At 70.9% G+C, this 13,942-nt stretch carries 12 protein-coding genes; 11 read left to right on the top strand and 1 reads right to left on the bottom strand.

The window, feature by feature from the left end; genetic code table 11:
• Positions 1 to 166 precede the first annotated feature (166 nt).
• Complete coding sequence (locus B9S58_RS26965; RefSeq protein ID WP_103531556.1) at positions 167 to 1,558, bottom strand: IS1380 family transposase; 1,392 nt, start codon at positions 1,556 to 1,558, stop codon at positions 167 to 169.
• Positions 1,559 to 2,010: 452 nt separating this feature from the next.
• Here B9S58_RS26965 and B9S58_RS26960 point away from each other — a divergent pair, with 452 nt between their 5' ends.
• The 11 genes from B9S58_RS26960 to B9S58_RS26910 all read left to right on the top strand — a co-directional run bounded on the left by B9S58_RS26960 (position 2,011) and on the right by B9S58_RS26910 (position 13,882).
• A complete protein-coding gene (locus B9S58_RS26960; RefSeq protein ID WP_103534630.1) occupies positions 2,011 to 3,771 on the top strand; it encodes a DUF5941 domain-containing protein in 1,761 nt (586 codons plus the stop codon).
• Positions 3,768 to 4,505 carry a sugar phosphate nucleotidyltransferase gene (locus B9S58_RS26955; RefSeq protein ID WP_103534627.1) on the top strand — a complete coding sequence of 246 codons (738 nt, stop codon included), beginning with the start codon at positions 3,768 to 3,770 and terminating at the stop codon, positions 4,503 to 4,505. Before B9S58_RS26960 ends, B9S58_RS26955 begins: the two co-directional genes overlap by 4 nt.
• On the top strand, positions 4,493 to 5,554 hold the full coding sequence (locus B9S58_RS26950) for an iron-containing alcohol dehydrogenase family protein (protein WP_103534626.1): 1,062 nt from the start codon (positions 4,493 to 4,495) through the stop codon (positions 5,552 to 5,554). The genes B9S58_RS26955 and B9S58_RS26950 overlap by 13 nt, the downstream gene beginning before the upstream one ends.
• Positions 5,532 to 6,311 carry a CDP-alcohol phosphatidyltransferase family protein gene (locus tag B9S58_RS26945; RefSeq protein WP_103534625.1) on the top strand — a complete coding sequence of 260 codons (780 nt, stop codon included), beginning with the start codon at positions 5,532 to 5,534 and terminating at the stop codon, positions 6,309 to 6,311. Before B9S58_RS26950 ends, B9S58_RS26945 begins: the two co-directional genes overlap by 23 nt.
• Before the next feature lie 8 nt (positions 6,312 to 6,319).
• Positions 6,320 to 7,192 carry a glycosyltransferase family 2 protein gene (locus tag B9S58_RS26940; protein WP_103534624.1) on the top strand — a complete coding sequence of 291 codons (873 nt, stop codon included), beginning with the start codon at positions 6,320 to 6,322 and terminating at the stop codon, positions 7,190 to 7,192.
• Positions 7,193 to 7,293: 101 nt separating this feature from the next.
• A complete protein-coding gene (locus B9S58_RS26935) occupies positions 7,294 to 8,223 on the top strand; it encodes an ABC transporter permease (RefSeq protein ID WP_103534623.1) in 930 nt (309 codons plus the stop codon).
• Positions 8,216 to 9,001 carry an ABC transporter ATP-binding protein gene (locus B9S58_RS26930; protein WP_103534622.1) on the top strand — a complete coding sequence of 262 codons (786 nt, stop codon included), beginning with the start codon at positions 8,216 to 8,218 and terminating at the stop codon, positions 8,999 to 9,001. The genes B9S58_RS26935 and B9S58_RS26930 overlap by 8 nt, the downstream gene beginning before the upstream one ends.
• A gap of 415 nt (positions 9,002 to 9,416) precedes the next feature.
• A complete protein-coding gene (hpnC, locus tag B9S58_RS26925) occupies positions 9,417 to 10,328 on the top strand; it encodes a squalene synthase HpnC (protein WP_103534621.1) in 912 nt (303 codons plus the stop codon).
• Positions 10,329 to 10,357: 29 nt separating this feature from the next.
• Positions 10,358 to 11,278: a presqualene diphosphate synthase HpnD gene (gene hpnD, locus B9S58_RS26920; protein WP_181009474.1), complete on the top strand. Its 921-nt coding sequence runs from the start codon at positions 10,358 to 10,360 to the stop codon at positions 11,276 to 11,278.
• 118 nt (positions 11,279 to 11,396) lie between these two features.
• On the top strand, positions 11,397 to 12,782 hold the full coding sequence (gene hpnE / locus B9S58_RS26915; protein WP_103534620.1) for a hydroxysqualene dehydroxylase HpnE: 1,386 nt from the start codon (positions 11,397 to 11,399) through the stop codon (positions 12,780 to 12,782).
• On the top strand, positions 12,779 to 13,882 hold the full coding sequence (locus B9S58_RS26910) for a polyprenyl synthetase family protein (RefSeq protein WP_181009472.1): 1,104 nt from the start codon (positions 12,779 to 12,781) through the stop codon (positions 13,880 to 13,882). Before hpnE ends, B9S58_RS26910 begins: the two co-directional genes overlap by 4 nt.
• Positions 13,883 to 13,942 lie beyond the last annotated feature (60 nt).

The following is a 13,942-nucleotide window of genomic DNA, read 5'->3' as shown; positions in this document are numbered from 1 at the left end:
AGCCTTGATCCACCGAAGTGGTTTGAGTGTGATCTTCTGATCGGTTTCTGGGCCGGTTCGGGTCGGTGGCTGGGTATGGGCAGGTTGTATCCGCTGGTTTGCCCAGCTTTTCCACGGTGTGGTTCCGGTCGGGCCCTTGCGGGCGGGTGGACGGGGGCTGTTCGTGTCAGCCGGGTGGCCCGTGGGCGGTGTCGAGCAGGTGTGTCCAGGCGTGCTGCCAGGGCCAGTTGCGTGGCAGGTGCAGGGTGATGCGCCGTGCTGAGCGGGCGATCCGGGCCGGAACGTGGACGAGGTGGGTGCGGATCGTGGTGGTGGTGGCCCTGGCGTGGAACGTGGAGGCCAGCGCGCCGGCGGCCCGCAGCAGGTTGTAGGTCATCGCCCACAGCGTGAGCCAGGCGGCGTTGGCGTTGAAGTTTCCGGACGGAAGGTGGGCCAGAGCCCCGGCTTTGCTGTCGGCGATGACCTGCTCGATGACGGCGTGGTGACGGTGTTCCTGCTCGGCCTGGAGCGTCGGGGCGGGCTGGTCGGTGAAGAACGGGTGGTAGCGCCAGACGGGAAACAACTCGCCCTGTTCGCCCACAACGGCGGGTTTGGCCAGGTCACGGACCCGGCGCACGATCAGCCGGGCGGTGACCCGTTCGCTCTTCTTGCGGCCGGTGAACGCGGTGTAGGCGGGTATCTCGGCGACTTCGGCGTTGGAGATGAGTTCGCCGGTCTCCGGGTCGGGCACCGCGGTGGGGTAGGTGATCTGCTGCCATGCCCCGTCGGGAATGCCCAGGACGGCCCGTTTGATGGAGGGGTTCATCCCGCAGGTGATCGAAAAGCGGGCTCCGGCCCGGCGGCAGGCGGCGATCACCCCGCCGTTGTAGAACTGCGAGTCCGCTCGCAGGATCCGGGTGCCGGTGCAGCCCGCCTCGGCGGCGGTGGCGAGTGCCTCGCTGACGAATTTCGGGGCTCCACGGGAATCGGCTGCCTTGCCGCGGCGCATCCGTACTGCGGCGATCACCGGGCGCGACTGTGGGGTGCAGATCGTGGCGAGCAGGGGGTGCATGGTGCGGATGCCCTTGAACCGGCCGTACTCGGCGCCCTGCTTGGCCCGGCCGTAGACCCGTTTGTGGGTGGAGTCGACGTCGATGAACGCCGTCGTGCCGGAGCCGGGCAGCAGGGGGGTGTGGGCGGCCAGACCGGCGAGGAACCTGCGGTGGACGGCGTGGAGTTGGAGTGCGTGGCCGTGGGTGAACGCGCGGAGGAACGTGCCCAGCGTGGACGGCGCGCGGATCCCCCGGAACAGGGCCGGCATCGCACCGTGCCGCAGCACGTGGAGGTCGTCGATACTGTCCGCCCCCGCCGCCATGCCGGCCACGATGCTGCTGACCTTGGCACCCGCCGCGGCCCCCGCGCCGTTCGCTGTCCCGGTCAGCCTCACCTTCTGGGCCACCAGACGCGAAAGACCACACCGCTCGGCCAGCCGCATCACCGGAACCAGCCCGGCCAGCGCGACCAGATTCGGATCATCGAACGCAGCGGAGACCGCCGCCGGCGTATGGGAAACTTGCATCTCGGAAGTGCCTTGCCGATCGTGCGTGCTGGAAGCCTGAAGAACTCCCATCATCACAGGTCACAAGGCACTTCCTCGTTTCCGGAAGAGTCATCCACAGACATCACGTCGGTGGATCAAGGCTAAGGGCCTTGCGTTCGGCAGGGCCCCGGCGTCCCGCTCACCCGGTCCGGGCGTGGTTTGTGGGCCGGGCCCCCGATCGATGATGATGATCGCCAACGCCGCCCGGGTTTGCGGGTCCACCCGAACAGCGCACAAACGGGCGGTGAACTCGGCCTTCCGTTCATCCGATAGCCTCAGCCGACACGCCGCCGGCCCGCCTCGTGGCAGTGCCGCCGTGTGTCGTCCTCGTCAGTGCCAAGGAGTGGGTTCGTCTGTCGACCGCCATCCTCACCGGTACGCCGGTACCCGGGTCGTCGCTCGCGGACGATCTGCGGTCCCTGGGCTTCGACGTGCAGACCGCCGTCGACGCCGGTGACGCCGCAGCCCTCCTCGCCGCCGTCCCGGCAGGCCGCCGGGTCGCCCTGGTCGACCCGCGTTTCGTGGGCCACGTCCACGCGCTGCGGCTCGGACTGACCGACCCGCGCTTCCCCGCCGCCACCGTCCCCGGCGCGCTCACCGCCCAGGCCGAGGCGCGCGGCGCCCTGCTGCGCGCGCTGCACCGCACCACCGCTGCGGTCAGCGCGGGCGCCCCGGTCGTCGAGCCGGAGGCGGACCCCGCGCCCGAGGACCGGACGGTCCCCGGCCGTATCGCCGTCGCGCTGGAGGCCGAGGGCACCGCCGTACAGCGCCCCGCCCTCGGCTCGCTCGTCGCGGCCGTCCCCACGGACGCGGAGCAGCAGGCCACCGCCGAGGCGGGCCTCGCCGCGGTCGACGACGAGGCGGTACGGCTGCGCAGCGCGGTGAAGGCCCACGACGGCTTCTTCACCACGTACTGCATCAGCCCCTACTCCCGCTACATCGCCCGCTGGTGCGCCCGCCGCAACCTCACCCCGAACCAGGTCACCACCGCCTCGCTGATCACGGCGCTCATCGCGGCGGGCAGCGCGGCCACCGGAACCCGGGGCGGATACGTTGCCGCCGGGATCCTGCTCCTGGTCTCCTTCGTCCTGGACTGCACCGACGGGCAGCTGGCCCGCTACTCGCTGCGGTACTCCACGATGGGCGCCTGGCTGGACGCCACCTTCGACCGGGCCAAGGAGTACGCGTACTACGCCGGTCTCGCTATCGGCGCGGTGCGCGGTGGTGACAGTGATGATGTATGGGCCCTCGCGCTCGGTGCGATGGTCCTCCAGGCCTGCCGCCATGTCGTGGACTTCTCGTTCAACGAGGCCAACCACGACGCGGTCGCCAACACCAGCCCCACCGCCGCCCTCTCCGACAAGCTCGACAGCGTCGGCTGGACGGTCTGGGTGCGCCGGATGATCGTGCTGCCGATCGGTGAACGCTGGGCCATGATCGCGGTGCTCACCGCGCTCACCACCCCGCGCATCGTCTTCTACGCCCTGCTCGTCGGCTGCTCCCTGGCCGCCTGCTACACCACGGCGGGCCGCCTGCTGCGCTCGCTGACCCGTAGGGCCGGCCGCACCGACCGCGCGGCACAGGCCCTGGCGGACCTCGCCGACTCCGGTCCCCTCGCCCGGGCCGTCGCGGCGATCACGCCCGGATTCCGCGGCGCGTTCACGGCCCCGGCCGTCGCCCTGCTCGGGACGCTGGTCATGGTCGGCGCCGCGCTGTTCCTCCCGTACGGCAGTTGGCTCACCGTCGCCGCCGCCGGGGTGCACGTCCTGCTCTCCGGCCTCGCCGTCGCCCGCCCGCTGAAGGGCGCGCTCGACTGGCTGGTGCCGCCGTTCTTCCGGGCGGCGGAGTACGTCACGATCCTCGTGCTGGCGGCACGCAGCGACGTCCCGCACGCCGTTCCGGCGGCCTTCGGGCTCGTCTCGGCCGTCGCCTACCATCACTACGACACGGTGTACCGCATCCGCGGCGGCACCGGCGCGCCGCCCCTGTGGCTGGTGCGGACGATCGGTGGGCACGAGGGCCGTACCGCGCTGGTGGCCGTCCTCGCCGCCGTACTCACCCACACCTCAGGTTTCACCACGGCCCTGACCGCGCTCGCGGTCGCCGTGGCTCTGGTGGTGCTCGTGGAGTCCATCCGCTTCTGGGTGTCCTCCTCGGCCCCCGCCGTACACGACGAAGGAGAACTCGCATGATCGGCCTCGTACTGGCAGCCGGTGCAGGACGACGTCTGCGCCCCTACACGGACACGCTGCCCAAGGCGCTCGTCCCTGTCGACGGCGACAAGACGGTCCTCGACCTCACGCTCGCCAACTTCGCCGAGGTCGGACTCACCGAGGTCGCGATCGTCGTCGGCTACCGCAAGGAGGCCGTCTACGCCCGCAAGGCCGAGCTGGAGGCGACCTACGGCGTCACCCTCACGCTCATCGACAACGACAAGGCCGAGGAGTGGAACAACGCCTACTCCCTGTGGTGCGCCCGTGACGTCATCAAGCGCGGCGTGATCCTCGCCAACGGCGACACCGTGCACCCGGTCTCCGTCGAGAGGACCCTCCTGGACGCCCGGGGCAAGGACCAGAAGATCATCCTCGCCCTGGACACCGAGAAGGTCCTCGCCGACGAGGAGATGAAGGTCATCGCGGAGGAGGGCAAGGGCGTCCAGCGCATCACGAAGCTGATGGACCCGGCCACCGCGACCGGCGAGTACATCGGCGTCACCCTCATCGAGGCCGAGGCCGCCGAGGAGCTGGCGGACGCGCTGAGGACCACCTTCGAGCGCGACCCCGACCTCTACTACGAGGACGGCTATCAGGAGCTCGTGGGCCGCGGCTTCACCGTCGACGTGGCCCCCATCGGCACCGTGACCTGGGTCGAGATCGACAACCACGACGACCTCAAGAAGGGCCGTGAGATCGCGTGCCAGTACTGACCCGGCTCATTCCGTCCCCGGTCGTCGTCGACATCCGGCGCGGCGCCATGGACGATCTGGCGGGTCTCCTGGCCGATCAGCGGATCTCCTCCTCGGGCAAGCTCGCCATCGCGATCAGCGACGGTTCCGGGCGCGCCCTGCGGGAGAGGCTCGCCCCGGTCCTGCTGGGTGCCGACTGGTATCCGGTCGCCGACGGCACGATCGACTCCGCGGTGAAGCTCGCCGACGGTATCAAGGGCAACCGGTACGACGCCGTCGTCGGCCTCGGCGGCGGCAAGATCATCGACGTGGCGAAGTACGCCGCGGCGCGGGTCGGACTGCCCATGGTCGCCGTCGCGACGAACCTCTCGCACGACGGCCTGTGCTCGCCGGTCGCCACACTGGACAACGACAACGGGCGCGGCTCCTACGGGGTGCCCACCCCGATCGCCGTCGTCATCGACCTCGATGTGATCCGTGAGGCGCCCGCCCGTTACGTCCGTTCCGGCATCGGCGACGCGATCTCGAACATCTCCTGCGTCGCCGACTGGGAGCTGGCCCACGAGGTCAACGGCGAGGAGATCGACGGACTCGCGGCCGCGATGGCCCGCCAGGCGGGCGAGGCCGTGCTGCGCCACCCCGGCGGGGTCGGCGACGACGCCTTCCTGAAGGTGCTGGCCGAGGGGCTCGTACTCACCGGCATCTCGATGTCGGTCGCGGGCGACTCGCGCCCGGCCTCCGGCGCCTGCCACGAGATCAACCACGCCTTCGACCTGCTGTTCCCCCAGCGCGCGGCCAGCCACGGCGAGCAGGTCGGCCTCGGCGCCTGCTTCGCCATGCATCTGCGCGGTGCCCGCCAGGAGTCCCTCCTGATGGCATCGATACTGCGCCGCCACGGTCTGCCGGTCCTGCCGGAGGAGATCGGTTTCAGCGTCGACGAGTTCGTGAAGGCCGTCGACTACGCGCCGCAGACGCGTCCGGGACGCTTCACGGTCCTGGAGCACCTCAACCTGTCCACCGACCAGATCAGGGACGCGTACGCCGACTATGCGACGACCATCAGTAGCTGAACTCCGTCCGGTCGTTCACCCCCCGGGCGTGAAGGACCGGCGAAGCGGCGAGCACTGGGCCGGGCGCATGTACATGCGTGAGGTCTCGCTGCGTGTGGACCGCTACCTGGTCAACACCCGGGTCACGCCGAACCAGGTGACGTACGTGATGACGCTGGCCGGCGCCCTGGCCGCCCCGGCGCTGCTGGTGCCGGGTGTGTGGGGCGCCGTGCTCGGCGTGGCGATGGTCCAGCTCTACCTGCTGTTCGACTGCGTGGACGGCGAGCTGGCCCGCTGGAAGAAGCAGTACTCGCTCAGCGGGGTCTACCTGGACCGGGTCGCCGCCTACCTGTGCGACGCGGCGGTGCTCGTCGGCCTCGGCCTGCGCGCCGCCGACATCTGGGGCGAGGGCCGGATCGACTGGCTCTGGGCCTTCCTCGGAACCCTCGCCGCACTCGGCGCGATCCTCATCAAGGCCGAGACGGACCTGGTGGGCGTGGCCCGCCACCAGGGCGGGATGCCACCGGTGAAGGAGGCGGCGTCCGAGCCGCGTTCCTCCGGCATGGCGCTGGCCCGCCGGGCGGCCGGGGCGCTGAAGTTCCACCGGTTGATCCTCGGCATCGAGGCCTCGCTGGTGATCCTCCTGGTGGCCGTGATCGACGCGATCGGCGGCGACCTCTTCTACACCCGCCTGACCGTCGCGGTGATGGCCGGCATCGCGCTGCTGCAGACCCTGCTGCATCTGGTGTCCGTCCTGGCGTCCAGCAGGCTGAAGTGACCTCTCCCATGAAACTGGGCGCGGTGATCATCACGATGGGCAACCGCCCGGACGAGCTCCGCGCCCTCCTCGATTCGGTCACCGCCCAGCACGGTGACCGGATCGAGGTCGTGGTGGTCGGCAACGGAGCCCCGGTCCCCGAGGTGCTGGCCGGGGTGCGCACGGTGGAACTGCCCGAGAACCTGGGCATCCCCGGCGGCCGCAATGTCGGCATCGAGGCGTTCGGCCCCTGCGGGGCCGACGTGGACGCGCTGCTCTTCCTGGACGACGACGGGCTGCTCCCGAACCGGGACACCGCCGAGCTGTGCCGGCAGGCGTTCGCGGCGGACCCGGAGCTCGGGATCGTCACCTTCCGGATCGCCGACCCGGACACCGGCGCCACCCAGCGGCGGCACGTGCCCCGGCTGCGGGCCGGCGACCCGATGCGCTCCTCGCGCGTGACGACGTTCCTGGGCGGCGCCAACGCCGTACGCACCCGGGTGATCGCCGAGGTCGGCCCGCTGCCGGAGGACTTCTTCTACGCCCACGAGGAGACGGACCTGGCCTGGCGGGCACTGGACGCGGGCTGGATGATCGACTACCGCGCGGACCTGGTGCTGAACCACCCCACCACCGCCCCGTCCCGGCACGCGGTCTATCACCGCATGGTCGCCCGTAACCGGGTCTGGCTCGCCCGCCGGAACCTGCCCGCCCCGCTGGTTCCCCTCTATCCGGGGGTCTGGCTGCTGCTGACCCTGTTCAGGCGTCCCTCCCTGCCTGCGCTGAAGGCGTGGTTCGGCGGATTCCGGGAAGGCTGGTCGACCCCCTGCGGGCCGCGACGCCCGATCAAGTGGCGTACGGTGTGGCGGCTGACGAGGCTGGGCCGACCTCCGGTCATCTGAGAGGCTTTCCTCTGAGAGCATGAGGCGTATTTTCTTTCCGGGACCTGTCCGCCTGAGCCGCGCCCGCGACTGGCTGCGCGTGAAGACGAGAGTTTCAACTTGTGAGTGACACGACCCACGACGGTGGGGTAGCCCTCGGGACCCCGCCGTCCGCCGACGAGGGCCTCGGCGCGGCCCAGCTGGCCGCCAAGTACGGCCTGACCGTGAGCGGGGCCCGGCCGGGGCTGTTCGAGTACATGCGACAGCTCTGGGGCCGACGCCACTTCATCCTGGCCTTCTCCCGGGCGAAACTGACCGCGCAGTACAGCCAGGCCAAACTGGGCCAGCTGTGGCAAGTGGTCACGCCTTTGCTGAACGCCTGTGTCTATTACCTGATCTTCGGGCTGATCCTGGGGACCAGGGAGGGGATTCCCCACGACGTCTTCGTGCCGTTCCTGGTCACCGGCGTCTTCGTCTTCACCTTCACGCAGAGCTCCGTGATGGCGGGCGTCAAGTCGATCTCCGGAAACCTCGGACTGGTCCGGGCCCTCCACTTCCCCCGGGCCTCGCTGCCCATCTCGTTCTCGCTCCAGCAGCTCCAGCAGCTGCTGTTCTCGATGATCGTGCTGGTCGCGGTCGCCGTCATCTTCGGCAGCTACCCCTCGCTGTCGTGGCTCCTGGTGATTCCCGCCTTGATTCTCCAGTTCTTCTTCAACACGGGCCTGGCCCTCGTCATGGCGCGACTCGGCTCCAAGACCCCCGACCTCGCGCAGCTGATGCCGTTCGTCATGCGGACCTGGTTGTACGCCTCGGGCGTCATGTTCTCCATCCCGGTGATGCTCAAGGACAAACCGGCCTGGATCGCGGACGTGCTGCAGTACAACCCAGCGGCGATCTACATGGACCTGGTCCGCTTCGCGATGATCGACGGGTACGGCACCGAGAACCTCCCGGACCATGTCTGGGCCGCGGGCCTGGGCTGGGCCGTGCTGCTGGGCGTCGTGGGATTCGTGTACTTCTGGAAGGCAGAGGAACGGTACGGCCGTGGCTGAGGACAACGCACAGGGGCGCATCCCCACGGTGATCGCCGACGACGTGCACATCGTGTACCGGGTCAACGGCACGGGCGGCGGCCGGGGCAGTGCCACCGCCGCGCTGAGCCGCATGATGCGGCGGGGCAAGGGCGAGCCGCGCGGCGTCCGGAAGGTGCACGCGGTGCGCGGTGTCTCCTTCACCGCCTACCGCGGCGAGGCCATCGGCCTCATCGGCACCAACGGCTCCGGCAAGTCGACGCTGCTGCGGGCCGTCGCCGGCCTGCTGCCGACCGAATCCGGTCAGGTGTACACGGACGGTCAGCCTTCGCTGCTCGGTGTGAACGCCGCGCTGATGAGCGATCTGACCGGTGAGCGGAACGTCGTGCTCGGCGGTCTGGCGATGGGCATGAGCCAGGAGGAGATCCGCGAGCGCTACCAGGAGATCGTGGAATTCTCCGGGATCAACGAGAAGGGCGACTTCATCACCCTGCCGATGCGGACGTACTCCTCCGGCATGGCGGCGCGGCTGCGCTTCTCGATCGCCGCCGCCAAGAACCACGACGTCCTCATGATCGACGAGGCGCTGGCCACCGGTGACCGCAAGTTCCGGGTCCGCTCCGAGGAGCGGATCCGTGAGCTGCGCAAGGAGGCGGGCACCGTCTTCCTGGTCAGCCACAACAACAAGTCGATCAGGGACACCTGCGACCGCGCGCTCTGGCTGGAGAAGGGTGAGCTCCTGATGGACGGCCCCACCGAGGAAGTCCTCAAGGCGTACGAGCGCGAAACGGGCAAGTAGTCCGGAGCTCTCTCCGTGGCCCCCGCCGGACCGTTCCGGCGGGGGCCACGCGGTGCCCGGTGCCGGGGCAGGCCCTGCATAGTAGGGCCCGGGGGCGATCTCCTCCCGGCGGATGACGTCAATTCCGCCGTGCGCGGGGAAGGTTGATGGGAACGGCCGGGAAGCGGCGGTGGGCGCTCCACCCCGCCGATCCCCTGTGAGCTGTACAACGTAAGCTGTAGCGGTGCTGATTCATGGCAAGTAGGGCGATACGCCCTGGCATCGCCCGCTCTGCCGCAAAGCACTCGGAAGATTGAGCGGCGTGTCCGAAAAGGGTTGTTTTGGGTCAGCAGTGTAGAACGGGAGATGTGACGGCAATGACGGAAGATCTCCAGCTCCGACGTGGTTTCGCCGTCCCCGCGCCGGGTGGTCGGCAGTGACTTCGACCCCCGAGGCGCACATCGGTGACGCCACTCTCGGCAAGGCCGCGGACGAGAACTTCCCCGTGGCGCCCTTCTTCCTGCCCCGCGCCTGGCGCGACGACCTGATGGCGGTCTACGGCTTCGCCCGGCTCGTCGACGACATCGGCGACGGCGACCTCGCCCCCGGCGGCGCCGACGCCCGCCACCTCGGCCTGGAGCCGGAGCAGAGCGACGACCGCCTCACCATGCTCGACGCCTTCGAGACCGACCTCCACCGGGTCTTCGCCACCACGGGCGAGGAGCCGCGCCACCCGCTGCTGCGCAACCTGCGCCCCACCGTGCGGCGCCGCGCGCTCACCCCCGCACCCTTCCTCGGCCTGATCGAGGCCAACCGTCAGGACCAGAAGATCCGCCGCTACGGCACCTACGCCGAGCTTGCCGCCTACTGCGAGCTCTCGGCGAATCCGGTCGGCCGCCTGGTCCTCGCCCTCACCGGCACCGCGAGCCCGGAGCGAATCCGCCGCTCCGACGCGGTCTGCACCGCGCTCCAGATCGTCGAGCATCTGCAGGACGTGGCCGAGGACCTGGAACGCGACCGGATCTATCTGCCCGCCGAGGACATGGAACGCTTCCGGGTCACCGAATCCGACCTGGCCGCGCCCTCCGCCGGAGCCTCCGTGCGCGCCCTGATCGCGTACGAGGCCCAGCGTGCGAGCGAGCTGCTGAAAGAAGGCCCTCCTCTGGTGGGCAGCGTCAACGGCAGGCTCAAGCTGCTTCTCGCCGGATTCGTCGGGGGCGGGCGCAGCGCGCTCACGGCGATCTCGGCCGCCGGGTTCGACGTACTGCCCGGACCGCCCAAGCCCACCAAGCCCAGCCTGCTGCGCGAAGTGGGAATCGTCTTGCGAAGAGCGCGTGGAGAGAGGTGAGCCGGACCGTGGAGGGACAGACGACGTACATGTCGCCGCCGGTGCAGGCCGCATACAGTTACTGCGAGGCCGTCACCGGACAGCAGGCCCGTAACTTCGCCTACGGCATCAGACTGCTGCCGTACGAGAAGCGGCAGGCCATGTCGGCGCTGTACGCCTTCTCCCGTCGTGTCGACGACATCGGCGACGGGGAGCTGGACCCGGCGGTCAAGCGGACCCGGCTGGAGAGCACCCGTGAACTGCTGGAGCGGATCCGCAAGGACGCGGTCGACGAGGACGACACCGACCCGGTGGCCGTCGCGCTCGCCGACGCCGCCCGCCGCTTCCCGCTCCCGCTCGGCGGGCTCGACGAGCTGATCGACGGCGTCCTGATGGACGTCCGGGGCGCGACCTACGAAACCTGGGACGACCTCACGTCCTACTGCCGGTGCGTCGCCGGATCCATCGGACGCCTCAGCCTCGGCGTCTTCGGCACCGCGCCGGGCGCCCGCGGGGCCGAGCGCGCCGCGGAGTACGCCGACACCCTCGGCCTCGCCCTCCAGCTCACCAACATCCTGCGCGACGTCCGCGAGGACGCCGGCAACGGGCGCACCTACCTGCCCGCCGACGACCTGGCCAAATTCGGCTGCTCGGCCGGGTTCCACCGGACCGCCCCGCCCCCCGGCTCCGACTTCGCGGGCCTCATCCACTTCGAGGTCCGCCGCGCCCGCGCCCTGTTCGCCGAGGGCTACCGGCTGTTGCCGATGCTCGACCGCCGCAGCGGCGCCTGCGTCGCGGCGATGGCCGGGATCTACCGCCGCCTCCTCGACCGGATCGAGCGCGACCCCGAGGCCGTGCTGCGCGGACGGGTCTCGCTGCCCGGCCACGAGAAGGCCTACGTCGCGGTGCGCGGCCTGTCCGGACTGGACGCCCGCCACATCTCGCGGCTCACCGCCAGGGGGCGAGCCTGATGCGTCTCGGCAGCTTCGGTTCCTGGGCAACCCTCCAGTGGCCCGACGCGTCACCGACTGCGACGTTCTCCAGGGTGAGGACCCGGCAGACGGCACCGACCCGGCGAGAGGGGCCCGCATGAACGACGAGAGCCCGCGCCCCGTCGCCGTCGTCGTCGGCGGTGGCCTCGCCGGTGTCACGGCCGCGCTCCGCCTCGCCGACGCCGGACTCGACGTGACCCTCCTGGAAGGGCGCCCCCGCCTCGGGGGCCTCGCCTTCTCCTTCCAGCGGGGCGACCTCACCGTCGACAACGGTCAGCACGTCTACCTGCGCTGCTGCACCGGCTACCGCTGGTTCCTCGACCGGATCGACGCCGCTCGCCTGGCCCCGCTCCAGGACCGCCTGGACGTGCCCGTGCTGGACGTCGGCCGGGCCGCGGGACCGCGCCTGGGACGGCTGCGCCGCACCGGCCTGCCCGTACCGCTGCACCTCGCCGGCGGACTCGCCGCCTATCCCCATCTCTCGCTCGCCGAGAAGGCGGGCGTGGGCCGCGCCGCCCTCGCGCTCGGCCGCCTGGATCCCGCCGATCCCGAGCTCGACCGCATCGACTTCGCCACCTGGCTGCGGCGGCACGGCCAGTCGGAGCGCACCATCGAGGCCCTCTGGGACCTCGTCGGCGTCGCCACACTGAACGCCACCGCCCCGAACGCCTCCATGGCGCTCGCGGCGAAGGTCTTCAAGACCGGCCTGCTCTCCGAGCCCGGCGCCGCCGACATCGGCTGGGCCACCGTGCCGCTCGGCGAACTGCACGACACCCTCGCCCGCAAGGCCCTGGACACCGCGGGCGTCCGCACCGAACTGCGCGCCAAGGCCGGCTCCCTCACCCGCACCGACGACGGCCGCTGGAACGTCGAGACGGCGGGGGAGCGGATCACCGCCGACACCGTCGTGCTGGCCGTGCCGCAGACCGAGACCCACGACCTGCTGCCCGCGGGCGCGCTGGACGAGCCGGACCTGCTGCTCGACATCGCGTCCGCGCCCATCCTGAACGTGCACGTCGTCTACGACCGCAAGGTGCTGCGCAGGCCGTTCTTCGCCGCCATCGGCTCCCCGGTCCAGTGGGTCTTCGACCGCACCCACTCCTCGGGCCTCACCGGCCCCGGGCAGTACCTGGCCGTCTCGCAGTCGGCCGCCCAGGACGAGATCGACCTCCCCGTCGCCGAACTGCGGGCGCGCTACCTGCCCGAGCTGGAACGGCTGCTTCCCGCCGCACGCGGCGCGGGCATCCGCGACTTCTTCGTCACCCGGGAACGCACCGCCACCTTCGCGCCCGCCCCGGGTGTCGGGCGGCTGCGCCCCGGCCCCCGCACCCGGCTGCCCGGCCTCCAGCTGGCGGGGGCCTGGACCGACACCGGCTGGCCCGCGACGATGGAGGGCGCCGTGCGCAGCGGCGCCGGCGCCGCCGACGCGGTGCTCCACGACCTCGGCCGTCCCCCAGGACATCCGCTTCAGGAGGCGGCATGAGCAGTACCACCGGAACAAGAGGAGAGTCTGTGACCCCGGCGAATCCGGCTTTCGACACCGTGGCGGACACCGCGGACGTCACCGCGCTTCTGGAGCGCGGACGAGCCCTGTCAGCGCCGGTCCTGCGGGCTGCCGTGGGCCGGCTCGCGCCGCCCATGGACACCGTCGCCGCCTACCACTTCGGCTGGATCGACGCCGAGGGGAGGCCCTCGGACGGCGACGGCGGCAAGGCCGTGCGCCCCGCGCTCGCCCTGCTGTCCGCCGAGGCCGCGGGCGCCCCCGCCGAGGCCGGCATCCCCGGCGCGGTGGCCGTCGAACTCGTGCACAACTTCTCGCTGCTGCACGACGATCTGATGGACGGCGACGAACAGCGCCGCCACCGCGACACCGTCTGGAAGGTGCACGGCCCCGCCCAGGCGATCCTGGTCGGCGACGCGCTCTTCGCGCTCGCCTACGACCTGCTGCTGGAGCTCGGCACGGTCGAGGCGGGCCGCGCGGCCCGTCGGCTGACCACCGCCACCCGCAAGCTCATCGACGGGCAGGCCCAGGACATCTCCTACGAGCACCGCGAGCGGGTCACCGTCGAGGAGTGCCTGGAGATGGAGGGCAACAAGACCGGTGCCCTGCTGGCCTGCGCCGTCTCCATCGGTGCGGTGCTCGGCGGCGCCGACGACCGCACCGCCGACACCCTGGAGGCGTACGGCTACCACCTCGGCCTCGCCTTCCAGGCCGTCGACGACCTCCTCGGCATCTGGGGCGACCCGGAGGCGACCGGCAAGCAGACCTGGAGCGACCTGCGCCAGCGCAAGAAGTCCCTGCCCGTCGTGGCAGCGCTCGCCGCGGGTGGCGAGGCGTCCGAGCGGCTGGGCGAACTGCTCGCCGCCGATGCCAAGAGCAACGACTTCGACAGCTTCTCCGAAGAGGAGTTCGCCGTCCGCGCGGCACTCATCGAGGAGGCGGGTGGCCGCGAGTGGACCGCCCAGGAAGCCCGTCGTCAGCACGCGATCGCCATCGAGGCGCTGCACGCCGTCGACATGCCCCACCGGGTGAGGGAGCAGCTCACCGAGCTCGCCGACTTCGTGGTGGTACGAAAGAGATGATCACTCTTCGCATATGACTCGCAGTCGCCGGCCGGCGCCCCTCACCGGGCGCCGGCCGAC

This window comes from Streptomyces sp. SM11 (genome assembly GCF_002910905.1).
In the GTDB taxonomy this organism is placed as follows: Bacteria; Actinomycetota; Actinomycetes; order Streptomycetales; family Streptomycetaceae; genus Streptomyces.
Note: the sequence above shows the minus strand (reverse complement) of the source record. Positions and strands in the feature narration are given on the sequence as shown.